Source organism: Paenibacillus sp. FSL F4-0236, assembly GCF_038000135.1.
Classification (GTDB): Bacteria; Bacillota; Bacilli; order Paenibacillales; family Paenibacillaceae; genus Paenibacillus_AQ.
The window spans coordinates 6558502-6580195 of the sequence record NZ_JBBOBK010000001.1 but is presented as its reverse complement, the minus strand read 5'-3'; the positions used below and the strand labels follow the sequence as shown (position 1 = coordinate 6580195).

Here is a 21694-nt window from a genome sequence, read left to right as displayed (position 1 = left end):
AGTATCATCCCCCTTTCTCTTTAATCTGGTTAAAGTTTGTTCTTCACACTCAGATATATCCCCGCAGGAATGGCGAGAAGCTGAGGAATGAATACGCCTGAAACAGTTGCTACCAGGGAGAAATGCTCAATCTTGACCGCGAACATAGTGACCAAAATTGCGAAGCTAATCCGTGTAACAAAACCGAGGCTGAAGGCATTCCCTTCGTTGCTCGCAATCGACTGCGTTACCCGTCGAACCTTGACGGCCAGATAACGAAAGTTTACCAATCCCGCCACCAGACCCAGAGTCATGCCCAGTGTAAAATCCCTGGTCTCATGATGAAGCGCCCAGCCCATTAAGAGTCCTGCCATAAGGACGAGCGTAACTCTAGTGACGGTATTGATCATGGGAGTCATATTATCCATTCTGCTCCCCCAAAAATTTTTTAATTAACAGGACGACGTTCACAATTCCCAGAATCATTCCGGTTATAGTGCCAATAGCGAGCCAATATTTTGGCCCCTCCATCAAGTCTTTCAGCCACCTTGCCGCAAAAAAACCAATAACAATGTAAGCGGCGAGTATAGTGCCTGCACTTCCAATGATAAGCGCGGTCTGTAACAAGCTGTCCCTGCTATTTTGTTCTTTCATGGCTACAATCCCAACTAATTTTACTGAATTTCTGGAGTCTTTGTCAATTCATTGAACATTGCCCAAAAACCCTTGAAAACATGAAAATAATCACAGCAAAATGTTCCAAAACCATATAAACCGTACAGTTTCACTGTATGTTGATTTTAATCAGATCAGATATTACTTTAAATGAAATTATTTATTTTTTGTGAACATTCTGTGAAACTCTTCAGGACGCTCCTTATTCACACCAAAATGGTGCAAAATCGCATTGACAATTCGTTGGGAGGCTTTGCCATCTCCGTACGGGTTGGCGGCCCGACTCATCGACTGATAGAGCTCATTATCAGTCAAAAGAGCATGTGTCCGTGCATACACCTTCTCCTCGTCCGTGCCCACAAGTTCTAGCGTTCCAGCGTCTATCCCTTCAGGACGCTCCGTCGTATCACGAAGCACAAGTACTGGTACTCCGTATGAAGGAGCTTCCTCTTGTAAACCGCCAGAATCGGTCAATATCAAGTGGGTATGCGGATAAAAATTATGCAAATCCACGACATCCAGCGGATCAATCAGCTTAATTCTTGGATGTCCACCCAAAATTTCATGTGCAGGTTCCTTAACGGCAGGACTCGGATGCACAGGATAAACAATGGCTACATCTTCGAATTCATCAGCGATTCTTTTGACAGCCCGGAAGATATTCCGATGTGGTTCACCTTGCGATTCTCTACGGTGAGCAGTCATCAAAATAAGTTTTTTTCCTGAAGCAAAATCCAAAACAGGATGCCGGTAATCAGGCTGTACGGTATATTGAAACACATCGGTTACAGTGTTGCCTGTGATATAAATACTTGATTCTTTTTTGTTCTCATGTCTCAGATTACTAGCTGACCAATCCGTTGGAGCGAAATGCAGGTCTGCTAATACACCTGTAAGCTGACGGTTCATTTCTTCAGGATACGGAGACAATTTGTTCCATGTCCGAAGTCCTGCTTCTACGTGCCCAACCTGAATTTGCTGCAGGAAAGAGGCATAGCTTGCAAGGAACGTCGTTAATGTGTCCCCGTGCACCAATACGAGATCAGGTTTAACCTCTCTGAGTACAGGTTCCAGGCCTTCAAGCACTCGAATAGTAATCTCATTAAGCGTCTGACGATCCTTCATCACATCCAGATCGTAATCAGGAGTGATATTGAACACTTCCAACACTTGATCGAGCAACTCCCTGTGCTGTGCTGTTACACATACAATTGACTCGATGTGCTCAGGATGCTTCTTCAGTTCAAGAACTAGAGGAGCCATCTTGATCGCCTCGGGGCGCACTCCGAAAATAGTCATCACTTTAATTTTGGACATAACCCCTACCCTCTCATCAAAAAATAAACAAATTTCTTATATCCTATTATGAATTACTATTTACTTAGTTCCGTACAAACGATCTCCAGCATCGCCAAGTCCCGGAACGATATATCCATGCTCATTCAAATGATCATCCAGCGCAGCTACATAAATATCAACATCTGGGTGAGCCTCTTGAACCGCAGCAACACCTTCTGGAGCTGCAATCAGGTTCATCATTTTAATTTGTGTACAGCCACGCTTCTTCAGCGAGGTAATAGCAGCAATCGCAGATCCCCCCGTAGCTAGCATTGGATCAATTACGATCAGCTCACGTTCCTGTACATCTGTAGGAAGCTTGATGTAATACTCAACCGGTTGAAGCGTGTCCGGATCACGGAATAAGCCAACATGTCCTACTTTAGCAGCAGGAAGAAGCTTCAGAACGCCCTCAAGCATACCCAGACCAGCACGAAGAATAGGGATAAGCCCAAGCATTCTTCCAGAAATCACTTTGCTTTCCGTTTCAGTGACCGGTGTTTGTACTGTAATGGTTTCTAGAGGAATATCACGTGTTATCTCATAAGCCATCAATGTGGCAACTTCGTCAACATGCTCTCTGAAATCCTTCGTGTTTGTTCTTACGTCGCGAATAAATGTTAGTTTGTGTTGAATTAAAGGATGATCGCAAATCACCAATTTTCCCATTTCCTGTCCCTCCGGTAATTGTAAGTCGTGTCTATAACCCTAGAAAGCACTTTTGCTTCTCTATGGCTAAATCCTGTCTATTATAGCATTCCCATCGCCGCATTTCACCTAGAAAGGCACATGTATCCATATTGAACCCCTACCCCTGTATCTTCCTTCGCTTATAAAGGTAAGGATTGGTAATTCCATTGCCTTTTCTGGAATAAAACCTAGATTAGGTTGTGCAAATTTGCATTTTTCATACTATTCACATTTTTTTCACTATTGTTTATGAAAGTTCCATGAACTTTCATGATTGATTTCATGATTTTCCATCAATTTACCCAGATAATATTGTGAACAATAAACAACAAAAAACCTCCACCAAACCCTAAAATCAGGACTCGGTGGAGGTGAATTTATTAATGAATACGAGAATAAGAACTAGTACTTCAGTTCTGGATAAAGTGGGTACTGATCCGTCAAATCAGCAACTTGACGAGCTGCCTCAGCTAATTTCACTTCATCCTTCGGATTCTTCAGAACATTAGCTATAATGCGGCCAATAACCACCATAGCTTGCTCGTCCATACCACGGGAAGTAACCGCAGGTGTACCAATACGAATACCGCTTGTTACGAAAGGACTTGTAGGATCAAATGGAATTGCGTTTTTATTCACAGTGATTCCGATGGAATCTAGTACTTTTTCCGCATCTTTTCCGGTAATGTTCAGGTTGCGTGTATCAAGCAGCATCAAGTGGTTATCTGTACCACCGGATACAATGTTAACCCCTTCGCTAATCAGTGTTTCTGCAAGAACATTTGCATTCTTCACTACATTCTCAGCATAGGTCTTAAAGGATGGCAGCAAAGCTTCACCGAATGCGACTGCTTTTGACGCAATGACATGCATCAGCGGTCCACCTTGGGAACCAGGGAATACGGCTTTATCGATAGCAGCTGCCCATGGCTGTCTGCACATAATCATACCTCCGCGGGGACCGCGTAAAGTCTTATGTGTTGTAGTTGTAACGAAATGAGCATGAGGAACCGGGCTCGGATGAAGACCAGCAGCAACAAGACCTGCGATATGGGCCATATCTACCATAAACAACGCGCCGACATCATTGGCGATAGCACCAAGTTTTTCGAAATCAATAATGCGCGGATACGCACTTGCACCAGCAACAATCAACTTAGGACGGTGCTTGAAGGCTGCTTTGCGTACTTCGTCATAATCAATTAGGAAAGTATCTTCTTGTACACCATAAGCTACGAAGTTATAGAGTAATCCAGAAGCATTTACTGGACTACCATGCGTTAAATGTCCGCCATGCGCCAAGTTCATGCCAAGAACCGTGTCGCCCGGGTTAAGTGCAGCGAGATATACAGCCATATTCGCTTGTGCTCCAGAGTGAGGCTGTACGTTGACATGTTCCGCACCGAACAATTCTTTTGCACGATCACGAGCCAGATTCTCAACGATATCCACATCTTCACAGCCACCATAATACCGTTTGCCTGGATAGCCTTCTGCATATTTGTTCGTAAGCACTGAGCCCATGGCTTCCATTACGGCTTCGCTAACGATATTCTCTGAGGCAATAAGCTCAATGTTGGCACGCTGACGTTTCAGTTCCAGTTCCATTGCTTCCAGTACTGCCGGGTCACTCTTACGTAATTGTTCCATGTTCTTATTTCCTCCCTAGTGTGTGTAGATATGTTGTATTTAAATAGAAACGATTTGCCCGCCACGAAAAAGCTTTAGGTCTACGTTTCTGCAAAAACATAAATCTAAGTCCATCAATCACAAACCTGTGAATCACTCTGTTCAAGAGTACGGTAAACCGCACGTTCGCCGCCAATTAGCGGAGGTCTGGCCCATGCCGCGTTCACTCTAGCTGCTCCAATGTACCGTAAGGTCGGCCGAAAAGGAACTGCCACGCGGCGCAAATGCATACCTATAAGAGTCTCACCAATGTCTAAGCCAGCATGCGCTTCTATCGTTTCCGCCAGAACAGGATCTTTCATAGAGCGATAAGCAGCCGCTGCCATCGAACCGCCAGCACCAGGTATAGGTACAGCTGAAACTTGACTTAGCCCAAGCGACTCTAGCAAAGAGCGTTCCATTACAAGCGCACGATTCAGATGCTCGCAGCACTGATAAACGAGATGAAATCCTTTTTCCGCTGCGACCAAACGAGCCCCTTCAAGCAGTTGCTGTGCGACTTCAAGCGCACCACCGGTTCCAATACGGACACCAGCGACCTCACTTGTGCTAACTCCTAGGACAACAATTTTACCAGATCCAAGGTTACCAGCTTCCGCCAACTCCCTTAACACAGTGACAGTAGCTTCAGTTAAAGATAACTCCACAACTTTGTCCATCACCCTACCTCCTCAAGCTTCAAACAAGCTTCATTTAAACAAAAAAGAGCAGTCCGCAGGTAGCTGCGGATTTGCTCTTTTGCCCAGGCGACCGGCCGTTTATTCCGATGCTCCATCGTGGTTTGATCCACATTTGTCGCCAGTTACATCGGAACCGATTAGTTGTACTTTCATCTTAAAGCAAAGCCGACTGAAAATCAACCATTTACAAATGGCGTAAGGATTCCAGTTTATCTAATAAACTAAACAACGAAGTGCGAATCTCAGCAGCAGTAAGCTCATAATCTTCACGCGTACCCCCGAATGGATCAGAAATATCAAAGCTTGGGATACGCTGGCGGATTTCAATCATTCGTTGTAGATCCGTTGCGTTGGGTTCACCACCTAGAGCTATGCTTAACTCAGCATCTGCATAAAGGCTGTCCAATTCTTTAATATCCTCAGTCACAGCTTCTTCGTTATGCACGTATTCCTTCAATGTATATGTTTTTGTTACGGCATCCGGAAAATACTGTAGCAAATGCTGCTTATGTCCACTGGTTAAGGTAAGCACAAGATCGGCCCAAGCGACGGATTGCCCCGTTAATTGCGACGACTCTAAATGATCATGAATGCCTTCTTCTTGCAAAATAGCTGCAGCATGTCTCGATATAGAAGTACCAGAAATGGCAGATACACCTGCAGACCGCACTTCCAGGTCGATTCCACGTTCCTTCGCAAGCTTTCGTAAAAGCCCCTCAGCCATAGGACTACGGCATGTATTACCGGTGCAGACGAATAAAATATGCAGCATGCTTTTGCACCCCCATGAAATTAAAATATTGTAATGCCGTTATTGTATCAAAAGATGAATAGCAAGCCAAACCCCAATAAAATAGCCCCGCCCAGTGCTTCCCCATATTCCCCGAGTCCACGACTGACATGCCGCCCAAGAAGCAGGCCGATAATTGACATCAGACCTCCACAGGCACCAAAAGCTAGTATAGTCAGAAGTACACCATTCACAAACATCCCTAAGGATACCCCAACGGAAAAAGAATCCACACTTACACTGAGTGATAGAAGCAGCATTCCCCATAAGGTTCGGTGATTCATAGCTCGCGTACCTACCACTTCCCTACGAAAGGAGTTATACACCATATGTCCGCCTAACAGCACAAGTAGCCCTCCTGCGGCATAAGTTGTTACTTGACCTAGCAAATGTCCGACATAACTTCCAGTCAATAAACCTAGAAGAGGCATCAGCATATGAAAAAAAGCAATGAGCACACTCATTTGCAGAATATGCAGCAGACGAATCCCTTTCATCCCGATCCCTACTCCGAGCGAAAAGGCATCCATCCCTAATGCAATCGCCATTATAGCAATAGTAACTGTCTGTCCCCAACCGGCATATACATCTCCTATGCCCATGCTTAACCCCCCAAGTCCGAAATATCTTGTACAACAACGATATGCGGACAAGGGGGTAATCATGACTTCATAGGAGATTTCAGATTCGAAGAACCTATACTATAGCTGGATAGAAAGGTCGCCGTGGCTATCCGGCATCAATGACGGAACCACCGGCTGCCTTCATAAGCCGGTTCATAATAGCTACGCCGAGGCCCGTATACGGACAAGCCTCGGCCAAGATGTAAGTCGCTCCCGCTTCATCGAAGCGCCGCAGCGCGGCATATAGGGAGCGCGCCCCTTCCTCCGGCGAGGATAACGAGCCGAGGGAAAGAACGCAGGCGGCAGGATCGGCGGGATAGAGGGGCTTATGCTCCTCGAAGAGGAGTAAGCCCGTTACTTCGCCGTTCAGCTGTGCCGCCTGAAGTAGACTCGCGGCTTCATCCGCAACACGTTGCGGAGAAGATCCGCTCACCACACCGAGCCAGCCGCGCGGCGCGTAGTGCGTGTACTTCATGCCCGGCGCGCGTGGCGCCGAGCTGGCGGAAACAGCTTCTGCACCGTGGCGCTCCTTCGGTGCAGTGACTACTGGAGCTTCCGCTGCTGCGGAAGCTCCAAATTCTTTAACCACAGCTGGCTCAGCAGCAATGGCTTCTGCTCCCACTACAGCAGTTAACTGCTCCAAAGTAATCCCACCAGGACGAAGCACGGCAACCTTTCCATCAGGCTGCACCTGCACAACAGTTGACTCCAGTCCAACTCCGGCCGCGCCGCCATCAAGTACACCGCCAATGTATCCGGCCAAGTCTTCCATCACATGTGAAGCTAAGGTCGGACTCGGACGACCGGAACGGTTAGCACTAGGTGCCGCAACGGGACAGCCCGCTGCACTGATCAGCGCCAAAGCTACCGGATGATCAGGCATACGAACACCTACCGTGTCCAGTCCTGCCGTTACACAGGGTGACAAAACACCCTCACGAACAGGAAGAACAACTGTCAGCGGTCCTGGCCAATAAGCATCCATCAATACCGCAGCCGTAGGATGCACTTCTGTAACCAGCTCGTCCAGAGCACCTGGATCGGCAATATGCACGATAAGGGGATTATCAGACGGTCGCCCTTTTGCCGCAAAAACAGCCTCAACTGCCGCAGTATTCCGTGCATCCGCACCAAGTCCATAGACCGTTTCGGTTGGAAAAGCGACCGTTCCACCTTCACGAAGCATGGCTGCCGCCTCCACGATGGCTAACTTATTCTCCTCACTTGGCTGAAGTACACCGGAATCCGAAGCTGCATCTTCCAGCAAATCCAGTTCCCAATATACAGTCTCATTTCTATTTCCACTCCGCCGCTGAACGGCGAATAAAGGGTCGTGTGGTTCATTCATTCTCATCACAGGCTTTCTACAGGATATATATTGAACAATAGCTTTTCTTGCAATCTTAGGATAAATACTCTGGAGGTTCATTAACTCTAATCCTACCAAAAAGCGGCCCCAATGAAGGCGCCGCAGTCGATCTGCTTATGAAATAGTAACATATCTAGATTCAAAACTATAGACCATTTCCACAAAACCAAAGGGCTAACATCAGCATTACGACCATAATCCGCTAATCCAGTTCCAAAGGTTTTGCAGCAGTTCCCAAACGAAGAACCGTACCTCTGGCTCTGCGGAATCCGCTGCCACAACATCCTTCGCCGAAGAATCTGCTTGTACAGCTGTTCCTACTGCTGGTTGCGCCTTAACTCCGCTATCTGCCCCGGCAGCCGAGACGGTCTTCGCCCCTTTATTAGCAGCAGGCGCTGCTGCATCTCCGGAGCCCGCATCGATAAAGCACAGCGGCGGAAACAGTACACACCACCAGTTCTGACCCTTTCCTTCGCCCAACGTAACCCGCACAGCCTCGTATTCTCCGGCCGGATAGACTGTTCCACCGTATAATTTGGTCGGAAAAGGAACTACACCCAGCTCAACTTTATATGAATATTGAATGCCGCGTTTCTCTAGCTCCGATCCAACCAGTGCATTAAGCTCTGGAAGATGAGTTCTAATTAAAGCGCGTGCCTGCTCTAAACTCTGTGGGTCCTCAAGTGCAGTTACCCACTGGTTCATTTGCTCTACGATTGTATCGCGGATTTGCCGCTTCACTAGTTGATCTTGTGTTCCGTCCGAATTCGCCAGAATACGCAGCCGGATAGAATCCTGCGGAATCGATACTTCGGCTACTGCTGCATCGGTTTTTTGACCTTCCCAGGCCATGATAACGATCATAAAAAAACAAATTAAAATGGCAGTATACTTAAAAGTTACACGTAAGGAATCTCTTTTATCCATATGATTATCGTTCATTTGTCGCAGCCCCTCTCCTCTTAACTCTCATGCTAGTAGTATGTCCAGAGATGAGAGACTGCAAACCTATGAATCTATTAAATCTATAATTTTACAGCAAGCGCCTTAGGCAACTGCAAATCCTCCTCAACATCCCGACCATAAAGATGCACACTCATTACAATCCCCATGCAGGCCATATTAATTAAAAGAGATGTGCCTCCATAACTGATGAACGGAAGTGTAATTCCCGTAAGCGGCATTAGGCCGATAAAAGCTCCAATATTCTCTAAGATTTGATATAGCAGCATTGCCGTAATTCCAATAATCAAAAACGGGCCACTACGCTCCCTACTCTCTAGAGCAATCAGTATCATCCGGTGAAGAAGAATAAAAAAGAGTAATAACAGCAGCGCTGAACCTACGAACCCAAACTCCTCCGCAACCTGTACGAATATGGCATCCGAATAGGTATATGGAACACGGTTACTCTGCACAGAGCTTCCTTGCATGTACCCCTCGCCGCTCATCCCTCCGGAGGCAATAGCCACTTTAGCATTTTTCGTGTGATAGCTTGCATCATCTGACGCCAAATCAGGTACGAGCCAAGGATCAAAACGATCCACTAAATGCTTCCTGCCAAGGGTCTCCTCAAAAAAATATACCGCTTCATCATGATAGTGAATATAGCTCAGAATTCCTGCAAGACCCAATCCGCCAACGATTAGTAATCCGATGAGTGCATGTGAAATTTTGATATTCCCGATCCATAGAAGACCGATTAATATTACGATGTAGCTTAGCGCATTTCCGAGATCATTCTGTACAATAACTATGGCAAAAGGGAGCAATGTAAGAAGCGCCAGCGGAACGACTCCCTTCCAGAAGGTTAGCGTGGCTCCTTGTTTACGGACCAGTATGGACGCGAGTAAAAGAATCAATATCAACTTAAAAAGCTCCGCAGGTTGAAAGCTAAGTCCACCTATCTCTAGCCCTAATTGCGCACCGTTCTTTACCTTACCAAAAAAACTAACCGACACTAGGAGACCAATACCCAAGATGTAAATATAAAGAGCATATTTAACAAATATCCTATAGTCCACGAAGGTAAGCACAAAAAACGCTACAAACCCTACAATGTAGTATTTAAGCATTTGTAGATGGAACCCATCTAGTTTCTGAACTAATCTACCATTAGTCACGCTGTATATCGAAAGAATACTAATCACCATCAGCATAACTAGAACAATAAGAATCACGCTATCGATCTTCTTGAGCTTTTTAAGCATACGCAAACCCCTTACTCTATTAAGGTTCCAACCACCCTCACCTGAGGAAAGTCTCTCCTTTCTATTGTAGAGCATTCAAGGCCAGAATTCCAAATTTATGTAATACACCCGATATCAGAGATTCACATCCCAAAATAAAAAACCGCCAGTTCCCATCCTTAAAAGATGAGTTTCTGACGGTTATCTTTTGATTTAGTGATTAAACCTGTTTGGCGGCTGCATAAGGAGTAGGCTTAGGCAAATCTTCCTCTACATCTCGACCATGCAGACGCACGCTCATTACCAGCCCAATGCTGGCCATGTTAATAAGCAGGGAGGTACCTCCGAAGCTGATGAATGGCAATGTGATACCTGTCAAAGGCATCAGACCAATAAACGCACCAATATTCTCAAAAATCTGATACAGCATCATCGCGACAATGCCGACGATCAGAAATGGACCTGCTCGATCTCTGGCTTCCAGCGCAATCAGAATCATTCGGTGAATCAGGATAAAATACAGTAGCAGCACAAATGCAGAACCGACAAAGCCAAATTCCTCGGCAATCTGCACAAAGATAGAGTCTGAATACGTATAAGGCACCCGATCCGTCTGAACAGAGCTACCGTTCATATAGCCTTCTCCACTCATCCCACCTGAGGCAATCGCAAGCTTGGCGTTTTTGGTATGATAAAGAGCTTTCGCTGTCGCTTTATCCGGAACAAGCCATGGGTCGAAACGTTCAATCCAGTGCGAACGGCCAATATCGTTAAGAAACGTTTTAATTTCGTCATGATAATGGATATAACTCATAATTCCGGCAATCGCAGAGCTTGCTACAATCACCAAAGCGATTAATGCGTGAGTGTACTTAATATTTCCAATCCACAACAGACCTGCAAGAATCACGATGTAAGACAAGGCATTCCCAAGGTCATTCTGTGTAAGGACAATAAGAAACGGAAATAAGGTTAATAGGCCGAGCGGCACAACATCCCGCCAAAACAAGAGTTTACTCTTATTCTTACGAACAAGCATCGCTGCCAGAAATAGAATCAATATTAGCTTGAATAGCTCGGCAGGCTGAAGGCTCAGTCCTCCAGGGAGGGACAACCAGCCTTGGGCATTATTCTTGGTCTCGCCCAAAAAGCTGACGAGTACCAGGATACCTATTCCAAACAAATAAATATATAGCGCGTATTTCACTAAAATTCTGTAATCTAAAAAGGTCATTCCAATAAAAGCAATAAAGCCAATTGCATAATACATCATCATACGGATATGATGTCCGTCCAGCTTTTCTCTTCCATGAGTCACACTATATATGGCGAAGATGCTGACAGTCATGAGCAATAACAGAACGACTACGATAGCACCATCAATTTTTTTAATCTTCTGAAGCACGTTCTGCCTCCCTACTCTAAATCTGGGCTTTCTTTTATGGTTCACCAAGAAGTCCGGTTAAATTCTATTGTAAAGGAAGTCGGGTTGAAAATACAATTTTACTCCCTGATCAACAGGAGTCCCCTGCACAGCATGCAGTATTATCGTGCTATACCTAGCACATGACGTGGAATTCCAGCCAGATCATTAATGGTGATGATCTCTTTCCAATGACCCGCCGCTTCCAGTAGCGCAGCCACCTGCTCGGCTTGTCCGAAGCCGAGTTCAAAACCAATCAGGCGCGGCGGTGCCGGGAGCAGCGCCAGCTGCTCCATCATGCGGCGGTACGGGTCCAGCCCGTCCGCTCCGCCATCCAGCGCAGTGCGCGGCTCATGGTCGCGCACCTCACGCTGCAGCCCAGCGATATCCTCGCCGGGAATGTACGGCGGGTTGGAGACGAGAATATCCGTCTCCATCCCCGCGAACGGCTCGAGCAGATCGCCGAGCCGAAAGTCCACGGCTGTGCCGGAGCGCATCGCATTGCGCTTCGCCACAGCTAGGGCCGCCGGCGAAATATCGCCGGCGCAGACCCGCCACGCCGGCGCTTCCGCCGCCAGCGTGACGGAAATCGCTCCGCTGCCGGCGCCGATATCGACGGCGGTCAGCGGCCGTACGGCGCGTCCACCTTCCGCGCCGCCCGCACGATCTTGCGCTGCTGCTAACGAAGCAGCGCCTTCTTCCTGCGCCGCTTCACTCGGCGCAACCGTGCCGTACGGCCAAAGCTCCGCGCCGTACCGCAAAATCGCCTCGACGAGCAGCTCCGTCTCCGGCCGTGGAATAAGCACATCAGGCGTCACTTCAAATGGGCGCCCATAGAATTCTTGCTCGCCGATGATATACTGCACCGGCTCACCCTTACTCCGGCGGGTAACTCCCGCTTCCCACTGTTCCTTGACCGAAGCCGGAAAAGAATCCGCCAGCGCCATATAATACGCTGCCCCGGACAAGCCAAGCACATGCTCCAGCAGTAATTGCGCACTGCGCTGCGGTTCATTACAACCGCTCTGGCTCAAAAAAGAAGAAGCCTCCACAAAGGCTTCCCGGATGCTTTTCACTTCCGACATGACAAATACGCCATCGTTCAAAGCATTATTATCCATTGTCCATACTATCCATCAAATCAGCTTGTTCAGCAATTGAAAGAGCCGAAATAATTTCAGTGATTTCTCCGTTCATAACCTGCTCCAGACGGTGCAGTGTCAAGCCAATACGATGATCTGTAACCCGGCTCTGCGGGAAGTTATACGTCCGGATACGCTCACTACGATCACCCGTACCTACTTTGCTCTTCCGTTCACCAGCATACTTCGCTTCTTCTTCCTGCCGTTTCATATCAGATATACGGGCACGAAGCACTTGAAGCGCCTTTTCCTTATTGGAGTTCTGTGACTTACCGTCCTGACAGGTAGCAACGATGCCCGTAGGTACATGGGTTACACGTACTGCAGACTTGGTCGTATTTACAGACTGTCCGCCTGCACCACTTGAACAGAAGGTATCCACACGAATATCTTTATCATGGATTTCAATCTCAAATGCTTCAGCTTCCGGCATCACCGATACTGTAGAAGTAGAGGTATGAATACGTCCACCGGATTCAGTCGCTGGGATACGTTGTACGCGATGCGCACCACTTTCGTATTTCAGCTTACTGTATGCACCGCGGCCGTTAATAAGGAAGATTACCTCTTTAAATCCACCAAGATCACTCGCGTTGACATCCATTAGCTCTACGCGCCAGCCTTGTGAATCTGCAAACCGAGTGTACATCCGATAAAGGTCGGAAGCGAACAATGCCGCTTCATCTCCACCCGCTGCACCACGAATTTCGACGATTACGTTCTTATCATCATTCGGGTCTTTAGGCAGTAGCAATACACGGATTTGCTCTTCCAGCTCTACCTGACGTTTGGAAAGGTCGTCAATTTCCATCTTGACCATTTCCTTCATCTCATCATCAAGCTTTTCGCCTTGCATCTGCTTAGCAGCTTCAAGCTCTTCCATTACACTCTTATATTCAGTATACGCCTCAAATGCAGGCTGTAGGTCTGATTGTTCTTTGGAATAATCCCTCAGTTTCTTACTGTCGTTTGCAACATCCGGATCACAAAGCAGTTCACTGAGCTTCTCATAGCGGTCCGCCAGGGATTGCAATCGGTCCAACAAGGGAATTCACCTCTCCTAGTTCAATTTCAAATTCGCAAATAAAGCGATTAAAACATATGTCATAAAATTAGATATACGACTTTATATTATACCAAAGATATTGTGAAATGGCTACAGTTCTGTACGCGTAAATCCCTTAATAAATGTCTTATATTTTAAAAAAGGATCATCCCAGCAGTAGATACCCTCTACCGACTGAGATGACCCTCTTATCATTAGTATGCTTCAGTCCTCTTAAACGTTGAAACGGAAATGCATAACGTCGCCGTCCTGCACCAAATACTCTTTACCTTCTAGACGCAGTTGACCACGTTCTTTGGCACCATTCATTGAGCCTGCTGCCAAAAGATCTGCGTAAGCCACTACCTCAGCACGGATAAATCCACGTTCAAAATCTGTGTGAATTACACCAGCAGCGCCGGGTGCTTTAGTTCCTTTACGAATGGTCCACGCACGAACTTCCTGAACGCCTGCCGTGAAATACGTATACAAGCCTAGAAGCTTGTAAGCCGCTTTGATCAAACGGTTCAGGCCAGATTCTTCTAGCCCAAGTTCTTCTAGGAACATCGCTTTATCTTCGCCCTCAAGCTCGGCAATTTCAGCTTCTACTTTAGCACTGATCGGAACAACTTCAGCACCTTCAGTTGCTGCAAATTCACGCACTTGCTGCACATAAGGATTATTCTCAGCACTTGCTACTTCTTCTTCACTTACATTCGCTGCATACAGCACTGGCTTCAATGTTAACAAATGAAGATCACGGATAATAAGCTTCTCGTCATCGGACAATTCTATACTACGTGCAGGTTTATCTTCGTAGAGCACTTCTTTGACACGTTCAAGCAGTTCAACTTCTTGAGCGTATTTCTTGTCGCCGCCTTTGATGTTCTTACGGGAACGTTCAATCCGCTTCTCAATGCTCTCAATGTCAGCAAGAATCAGTTCCAAATTAATGGTCTGAATATCGCTGATCGGATTTACTTTACCATCCACGTGGGTAACGTTCTCATCTTCAAAACAACGAACGACATGAACGATAGCGTCTACTTCGCGAATATGAGCTAGGAACTTGTTGCCTAGTCCCTCACCTTTACTCGCACCGCGCACAAGACCAGCGATATCAACAAATTCAAAAGCTGTAGGTACAGTCTTGTTGGGTTGTACCAGCTCTGTCAGTTTATCAAGACGTTCGTCCGGAACTTCAACGACACCAACGTTAGGGTCAATCGTGCAAAAAGGGTAGTTTGCGGATTCTGCTCCCGCTTGCGTTATCGCATTAAACAATGTGGATTTTCCTACGTTAGGAAGACCGACGATTCCAGCTTTCAAAGCCATTTATATGACAACTCCTATTTTCAGCAAAATTGATCATCCGAATAAGTAATACGATCTAAACCATTATATATTAGAACATATTCTCCAGCAACACCGGATGTCTTACAGTTGTGTCAATCCAGCCTTATCCAAGCGAACCCATTTCAATAGGATTTGGCAAGTTCCAATACTTTTTGCACCGCCGGCTGATCCAATAGGGGCTTAGAAGTATCTGGATCAACCTCCACATCAGGGACTGTCTTCACTTCCTCGTTGCAGCTTCCATCAGAGTTAAGTCCCATCTCAAAGGAAAATCTGAATACATAACCGCTATTAGGCAATGCAACGACAAGTGGATCCATACCTAGTCCGTCCCCACCTGTTCTGCCACCAACAACCGTCGCAAACCCGGTGCCTTTTGCAAATGCTGCAAAACCTTCCGACGCTGAATACACAGAGCTATCTACCAGCAAATAGATCTTTCCTTTAAAACCAACGGATTCTTGAGGGATTACTACATCTGTATTTTTACTATATGTCTTGAACATTTTTAATGCTTCCGATGGTAAATTAGGCAACTGTTCGTCTTTGATGTTGGTAATAGGCTGCTGCCCCCTTGTGATCTGACGTGCCTGCATAAAGGTCTCAGCATAGTTGCCTCTTGTATAAAGTAAGTATGTATTGTATTCGATAGGTTTATTAATCAGCAGAGGAGCAATATGAGCTCTCCAGTAATCGCTGTTTCCTCCGCCATTTCCGCGGATATCTAGAATTAGTGTCTTATAATCTTTAACTTCTATTAAAAAATCACGAATCTCCGAACTATCCATCTCCATGAGACTTCCGGCAAAGCTTCGCATGCCTAGATACGCTATTTGCTCTGGCTCTATAATAACCTTTTTTACATTCCCGGAAGTCTTTCCTGTCTGACTCCCTGCCTCACCACTATTCATATCGTTAACGATGCCATCAGAGCTTTGCTGCTCCGCTAAAGGTTTCTGGTTGTAACGAGCCAACACATTTGGCTGTTGAAACACGTTGATCCAAGGCTCATAACCAAAACCTGCCTGAACATAGGCATTTAGAAACCATGGATATTCTTCCTTAGATAAAAAATTCGTATGCCCATTATTTAACCTGCTAAGTACGAATTTCATTCGTCTAAAAAACTCATCATCTGTCTTCACTGCTGCAATTTCATTACGGTACGCCTCTTTGTTCGCAAGCCAATCCTCTCCATTTAGACGCTTATTTACCTCTAGGAAAGGGTAGTTCTCCTCAATAATCTTCCACATATAATCAAAATCCTCTAATCTTTGTTCCACTGTCAATGGAGACAACGCCGCTTCTAGCTGTTTTTCCGCTACCTTTGAAGAGGCTACCGGCGCAACCGGACTTGCCTGAACTTGCCCCGACGCAGATTGCTTTTTCCCTGGCAAATCCCCACGGTTGCAACTAACCAGTAACAGTATTGCAGCTACAGATAAAGCCGCTGGTAATACAAACCTTGGTCTCACCTTAATCCCCCTTCCAATATTCCATATAGCTGAATCCATTTTCAGGAATTTATTTAATAATCATATTTTTCTATTCCTCCTAATTCAAATATATTTATCACAATTATTTACATTAGTTTTCTTAGAACAACACAAAAAAGACCTCCTTCGAGGTCTCCACGTTAAGTATTACAAATCTTTAGACATCGTAATGTCAGTTACGGTATATCCCATTTTTTTGTAGAGCTCAAATGCACGATTGTTCTGACCGAAGACATGTAACCCGATTTTGGTGACGTTCATCTCACGAGCTTCTTCATCGAGTGCGACCATAGCCTGCTTGCCATAGCCTTTACTCTGATACGGTTCAAAAACATAGAAATCATAAATGAAAGCTTCTCGGCCGCTGCGGCCTTCACTTACATTAAACCAGATGTATCCTACCTGGATATCACTACTTATTTCTACTATAGAATATAGATAAGCGCCATCTGTGCTCAACCCTTTAGGTAAAGACTGTGTTATAGCTTCCTCAGACAGCTTCATCGCGATTTCAGGGTCCCAAGCGCCGGCTTTAATCTTATCTTCAGCGTAATCACGAGTAGCTTGACCTAAGAAAAATTGAAAAGCAGACTCATCCATATGAACCAATTTAATCATCATCTTTTTTCACTTCCTCACTTCTATATTTACCATATACTTTTATTTACGTATTAAACGGGAAGTCCCACGTAAAGTTGCTAAGTCAGAAGCTCCGATGCCGAACATTGCTATCTTAAGCTCCAGCTCTACCTGAGCCAGTGCAGCATCTAGCGCCTCTTCAGAATCTACTGCCGGTCCTAAAAGATTGCGTCCAAAGCCTGCTAAATCAGCACCGAGGGCCAATGCCTTCGCCGCATCCACACCATGCTTCAAGCCGCCGCTGCCAATCAATGCCCCCTTCGGGGAGACAGCACGTACCTCTGCAATGCAATCTGCGGTTGGAGTACCCCAGTCTGCGAAAGCTTCAGCCGCTGCGCGCCGTATAGGGTCTCTACTCCGAAACTTCTCGACCTGACTCCAGGATGTTCCACCTGCACCCGCTACATCAACAAAAGCTACCCCTGCATTATAAAGATGTGCTGCTGTATCACCGTCAATGCCCCAGCCGACTTCTTTTACACCTACAGGAACCTCAAGTGCACGGCATACTTTTGCTATCTGCGATAGTAAGGAAGCAAAGCCAGTATTCCCTTCAGGTTGGAAGACCTCTTGAAGACCATTGAGATGCAGTACAAGAAAATCCGCACCAGCAATATCCACAGCCCGGCGACACTCCTCAATCCCGAAACCATAGGACAGCTGTACGGCGCCAATATTAGCGATAACCGGTATATCAGGTGCTTTGTCCCGTACATAAAAGGTTTCGGTTAGCTCAGAGCGCTCCACCGCCGCTCGCACAGAACCAACCCCCAGCGCCCATCCACGACGCTGTGCTGCCTCTGCTAGTCGGGCATTGATGGCTCCTGTAGCTGCACTGCCGCCTGTCATCGAGCTGATCAGCAGCGGTGTACGCAGTTCACGTTCCAGGAACGTGGTCTGCAATGATATATCATCGAAATTCAGCTCTGGAAGAGCATTATGCCGAAATCGGTAATGTTCAAACCCCGTAGTCACACCGACGCCACCGACTTCTTCATTTAGACAAAGGCGTACATGCTCTATTTTGCGTTCACCTGTCCTTGATGCAGGCAATAAAGAATTCTTGTCCGAAACCTCTACAATTGGTAGGCCATTGCCATGATCCGCGCCAGACTGCCTATTCGCATCATATGGTACGGCCTCTTCTGGCGTATGATTCATGCTCCGTTCCTCCTATTCCTAAACTGTACTTATTATAACATATCCCTCCAGATGAATTTACAATATGAAGTGAGTGAAATACGAGGGATGCTTCATTTCTACCCACTAGGTGTTAATAGGTTGGTACACGCCGGAGCATAATAATTATAAAGGAAGTGCTCTGCAATACTTTCAGGAGGAACTTCCGATGAGATCAGATCGTGAACAACCCGTTCAGCCCCAAGTGATACAAGATAGAACCCATGCTTTTGCTCCAAAGAAACGCACCTCTTCACGACGCCGCAAACGAGTGATATGGGCTTGCGTCATTCTAATTCTCTGGTTAATCGGCGTCATGATATACCAGACACATAAACCTCTACCCGTTGGGATTTCCTATGAAAGTCCCATATACAAAGTGAATAATATATCCTTCTGGCATGACCTAACCTATCCAGACGGTACGGACACAGGTAAGCAGGAGAGTGAAATTCTTCCGAGAATGCTACATATTATCGAGGAGTCAAGGGAGTTCTTAGTCATCGACTTGTTCCTGTTCAATGATTATACCCATAAAGATCAGTCATTCCCTCCAGTCAGTCGAATGCTGACAGATAAATTAATCTCACAAAAGCAAACCTATCCCGAAATGGAGATTGTCTTCATCACCGATGAGGTCAATACCAATTACAACTCAGCGCCCAATCATCTTCTGGAAGAAATGAAGGCCGTGGGGATCCGAGTCATCATGACCGATGTTAATGCGCTGCGAGATTCTACACCTGCCTATTCAGCCGTCTGGCGCACCTTCATTCAATGGTTCGGACAATCCGGTAAGGGCTTTATCCCCAATCTTATGGCCAGTGGTGGACCGGATATTACCGCTAGATCTTATCTAAAGCTGCTGAATGTGAAGGCGAACCATCGCAAAGTAATTGTCAGTGAGAACACTGCACTAATTTCCTCTGGAAATGTTCACGATGCCAGCGCCTGCCACTCCAATATTGCTTTGGAGGTACAAGGTCCAATTATTGCCGATATTCTCCAGACCGAGCAGGCGGCAGCCAATCTTTCAGATGCAGGTCCATTGCTACTTCATAAGCCCAATTTCACCCAAGAAAAGAACCTACCATCAGCGGAAGCTCTAGAAGTTCGCTATTTAACAGAAGGAAAGGTATACAAATATGCGCTGCAAGGCATTAGGTCCGCCCGGAAGGGGGATACCGTATGGATGGGGATGTTTTATCTTGCTGATGATGCCATTCTGGATGCGTTGGTAGAGGCTACATCACGCGGGGCTAAGGTAAACCTAATCCTGGATCCAAATCAGAACGCCTTCGGGCGTGATAAAATCGGGATCCCCAACCGTCCAGTTGCCATGGATCTGAACAAACGCACGAACGGTGAAATCTCTATTCGTTGGTACAATACAACCAAAGAGCAATATCATCCAAAGCTGCTCTTTATCGCCAAACAAACCGGCAGCTCCATCGTTCTTGGCGGTTCCACCAATTTCACCACTCGCAATCTAGATGACTACAATCTAGAGAATGATCTGTGGATTTCTATGAAGCGAGATCAGCCTCTGTTCAAAGATATGGAAGCCTACTTTTATCGGCTATGGAATAACGAGGGTCATACGTTCACTTTACCTTTTGAGGCCTATCAGAGCGATGTGACCTGGTTCAAGTACATCCTGTTCCGGCTGCAGACTAACCTGGGCTTTACTACTTTTTAAACAAAAACCACCGCAGAGAAGGCAGCACCCTCCGCGGTGGTTTAATCTGTAATGAAGTTATAGCAGTGGAGACATTAATCTGGCGGCAGATTCCAGTATACGTACCACCATGCGTTTATTCATAAAGGTCTCATGCACAATCTGAGTGGTGGACAATAAATCGCGTTCAAAATCAGCAACGATTCGTGTAACACTCTCTGTCTGAAGAAGCAATGCGTTTACCTCAAAGTTAAGATGGAAGCTCCGCATGTCCATGTTTGCTGTACCAATAGTCGCTATTTCACCATCCACGATTAACAGCTTAGAGTGTATAAAGCCCTTCTCGTATTCATAAATCTTCACTCCAGCCTCCAGCAATGCCGGGAAATAAGAATGCGAAGCCAGAAACGGAATCCATTTATCTGGCTTAGCAGGGAATAACAAGCGAACATCTAAACCAGATATAGCCGCTACACGTATCGCAGTCAGGATATCCTCGTCCGGAATGAAATAAGGGCTGGCAATCCAAACTGATTTCTCAGCTGAGGTGATCATGGAGAAAAATATATTTTTGAGTGCACGGCGCTCATTGTCCGGCCCACTCGCTATGATCTGTACTGCTCCGTCCCCTGTCATAAAGTGTAGCTGTGGTGTTAGATAATCCTGCTCCAGTATTTTTTCACCTGTAGTATGCATCCAATCTTGCAAGAAGATGATTTGCATCGTCCGTACCGCTTCACCTCTAACTAACATATGGGTGTCACGCCAGAATCCATAAGTTTTGCTGCGGCTTAAATATTCATCCCCCACATTCAGTCCACCCATGAACCCGACATCACCGTCGATGACGACGATTTTTCGGTGATTCCGGTAATTAACCCGGCTAGAGAAAAAGGAGGTGGAATTACCGTACGATGCCACTTGTACTCCAGCATCAACCAACTCTTTCAAAAAAGCTTTAGAAAGCTGAAAACTCCCCACAGCATCATACATAAATCGGACAGATACACCCGCACGCGCCTTTGCGATCAAAATCTGTTGAATACGCGTTCCAATGTGATCTGCACGGAAGATGTAATACTCCATATGTATGTGGTGCTTCGCTTGTCGCAGCTCTAGCAGTAATGTTCCAAACGTCTCTTCACCATTGGTAAGGATGCGCGTCTCTGAAGCAAAGGAAATAGGAGTACGCGCTAGAGTCTTGGATAATAATAGTAGTTTTTGACGCGAGGGGTCAAAGACCGACCAATCTTGATGCGTACGCAAAGCGTCATTCTCAATCCGCTCATAGGCCATAAGATCTCTTTGTGCTTTTTTATCATATTTACGACGTTTAAATACATTCTGTCCAAATAGAAAATAAAAGACCAACCCGAGCACCGGAATCAACGCAAGCAAAAGAATCCATGACATCGTAGTAGAAGGATTACGATTCTCCATAAAAATAGCTAAGCTAATTGAAACGACTGTCAGTGTGGAGAAAATACTAATAATTGTTCCAGCAGTACTCCCAAAAATACCAAAACCAAAATAATAAAATGCTATGAAAGCCCCAATAATAATTATTGATTGAAGTCCTCTTCTCATATTGTACCTACCTTCTTATTCATAAAAGCAACACCAAAATGACACATTTTATATATTACATGAAGAACCTATATCTTCCTAGACAATTACTGTGTAAAAATCTATTTACAACAAAACTGTAACCCTT

Annotated in this window: 20 protein-coding genes and 1 riboswitch; of the genes, 1 reads left to right on the top strand and 19 read right to left on the bottom strand. The window is 45.9% G+C overall.

Features of this window, described 5'->3' with window-relative positions; all coding sequences use genetic code 11:
* Positions 1–29 precede the first annotated feature (29 nt).
* The 18 genes from NSQ29_RS29320 to fni form a co-directional block, all read right to left on the bottom strand.
* Positions 30–398 carry an ATP synthase subunit I gene (locus NSQ29_RS29320; protein ID WP_341051388.1) on the bottom strand — a complete coding sequence of 123 codons (369 nt, stop codon included), beginning with the start codon at positions 396–398 and terminating at the stop codon, positions 30–32.
* Position 399: 1 nt separating this feature from the next.
* The gene (locus NSQ29_RS29315) at positions 400–633 is read right to left on the bottom strand and encodes an AtpZ/AtpI family protein (RefSeq protein WP_042192476.1); all 234 of its coding nucleotides are present in this window, start codon (positions 631–633) and stop codon (positions 400–402) included.
* Between the two features lie 177 nt (positions 634–810).
* On the bottom strand, positions 811–1971 hold the full coding sequence (gene wecB, locus NSQ29_RS29310) for a non-hydrolyzing UDP-N-acetylglucosamine 2-epimerase (RefSeq protein WP_042192480.1): 1161 nt from the start codon (positions 1969–1971) through the stop codon (positions 811–813).
* Positions 1972–2031: 60 nt separating this feature from the next.
* Positions 2032–2661 (bottom strand): uracil phosphoribosyltransferase, encoded by a 630-nt coding sequence (upp, locus tag NSQ29_RS29305; RefSeq protein ID WP_042131376.1) that lies wholly within the window; start codon positions 2659–2661, stop codon positions 2032–2034.
* A 423-nt stretch (positions 2662–3084) separates the two neighbouring features.
* The gene (glyA, locus tag NSQ29_RS29300; protein WP_042192482.1) at positions 3085–4332 is read right to left on the bottom strand and encodes a serine hydroxymethyltransferase; all 1248 of its coding nucleotides are present in this window, start codon (positions 4330–4332) and stop codon (positions 3085–3087) included.
* A gap of 113 nt (positions 4333–4445) precedes the next feature.
* Positions 4446–5030 carry a TIGR01440 family protein gene (locus NSQ29_RS29295; protein WP_340973238.1) on the bottom strand — a complete coding sequence of 195 codons (585 nt, stop codon included), beginning with the start codon at positions 5028–5030 and terminating at the stop codon, positions 4446–4448.
* A 74-nt stretch (positions 5031–5104) separates the two neighbouring features.
* Positions 5105–5187, bottom strand: a riboswitch (ZMP/ZTP riboswitch).
* Between the two features lie 48 nt (positions 5188–5235).
* Positions 5236–5823, bottom strand: a complete 588-nt coding sequence (locus tag NSQ29_RS29290) for a low molecular weight protein arginine phosphatase (protein ID WP_042192486.1) — start codon at positions 5821–5823, stop codon at positions 5236–5238.
* Between the two features lie 47 nt (positions 5824–5870).
* Positions 5871–6443: a manganese efflux pump MntP gene (locus tag NSQ29_RS29285; RefSeq protein ID WP_341126653.1), complete on the bottom strand. Its 573-nt coding sequence runs from the start codon at positions 6441–6443 to the stop codon at positions 5871–5873.
* A gap of 127 nt (positions 6444–6570) precedes the next feature.
* On the bottom strand, positions 6571–7812 hold the full coding sequence (locus NSQ29_RS29280) for an L-threonylcarbamoyladenylate synthase (RefSeq protein ID WP_341126652.1): 1242 nt from the start codon (positions 7810–7812) through the stop codon (positions 6571–6573).
* Between the two features lie 207 nt (positions 7813–8019).
* The gene (gene spoIIR / locus NSQ29_RS29275; protein ID WP_341126651.1) at positions 8020–8775 is read right to left on the bottom strand and encodes a stage II sporulation protein R; all 756 of its coding nucleotides are present in this window, start codon (positions 8773–8775) and stop codon (positions 8020–8022) included.
* Positions 8776–8858: 83 nt separating this feature from the next.
* Positions 8859–10043, bottom strand: coding sequence for an FtsW/RodA/SpoVE family cell cycle protein (locus NSQ29_RS29270; RefSeq protein ID WP_076285647.1), 1185 nt, complete (start codon positions 10041–10043; stop codon positions 8859–8861).
* 199 nt (positions 10044–10242) lie between these two features.
* Positions 10243–11427 (bottom strand): FtsW/RodA/SpoVE family cell cycle protein, encoded by a 1185-nt coding sequence (locus NSQ29_RS29265; protein ID WP_076285646.1) that lies wholly within the window; start codon positions 11425–11427, stop codon positions 10243–10245.
* Between the two features lie 140 nt (positions 11428–11567).
* Positions 11568–12566 (bottom strand): peptide chain release factor N(5)-glutamine methyltransferase, encoded by a 999-nt coding sequence (gene prmC / locus NSQ29_RS29260; RefSeq protein ID WP_341126650.1) that lies wholly within the window; start codon positions 12564–12566, stop codon positions 11568–11570.
* The gene (prfA, locus tag NSQ29_RS29255) at positions 12559–13632 is read right to left on the bottom strand and encodes a peptide chain release factor 1 (protein WP_042192496.1); all 1074 of its coding nucleotides are present in this window, start codon (positions 13630–13632) and stop codon (positions 12559–12561) included. Before prfA ends, prmC begins: the two co-directional genes overlap by 8 nt.
* A 234-nt stretch (positions 13633–13866) precedes the next feature.
* A complete protein-coding gene (gene ychF, locus NSQ29_RS29250; RefSeq protein WP_042192499.1) occupies positions 13867–14967 on the bottom strand; it encodes a redox-regulated ATPase YchF in 1101 nt (366 codons plus the stop codon).
* 143 nt (positions 14968–15110) lie between these two features.
* A complete protein-coding gene (locus NSQ29_RS29245) occupies positions 15111–16463 on the bottom strand; it encodes a S41 family peptidase (protein WP_341126649.1) in 1353 nt (450 codons plus the stop codon).
* 168 nt (positions 16464–16631) lie between these two features.
* Entirely contained in the window at positions 16632–17105 is a 474-nt protein-coding gene (locus NSQ29_RS29240) for a GNAT family N-acetyltransferase (protein ID WP_231573354.1), read from the bottom strand.
* A gap of 39 nt (positions 17106–17144) precedes the next feature.
* Positions 17145–18284, bottom strand: coding sequence for a type 2 isopentenyl-diphosphate Delta-isomerase (gene fni / locus NSQ29_RS29235; protein ID WP_341126648.1), 1140 nt, complete (start codon positions 18282–18284; stop codon positions 17145–17147).
* A gap of 187 nt (positions 18285–18471) precedes the next feature.
* On the opposite strand from fni, the gene NSQ29_RS29230 reads away from it, so the two are divergent.
* Positions 18472–20001, top strand: coding sequence for a phospholipase D family protein (locus NSQ29_RS29230; RefSeq protein WP_341126647.1), 1530 nt, complete (start codon positions 18472–18474; stop codon positions 19999–20001).
* A gap of 57 nt (positions 20002–20058) precedes the next feature.
* On the opposite strand, the gene cls is transcribed toward NSQ29_RS29230, so the two are convergent.
* Positions 20059–21567, bottom strand: a complete 1509-nt coding sequence (gene cls / locus NSQ29_RS29225) for a cardiolipin synthase (RefSeq protein ID WP_042192502.1) — start codon at positions 21565–21567, stop codon at positions 20059–20061.
* Between the last annotated feature and the right edge of the window lie 127 nt (positions 21568–21694).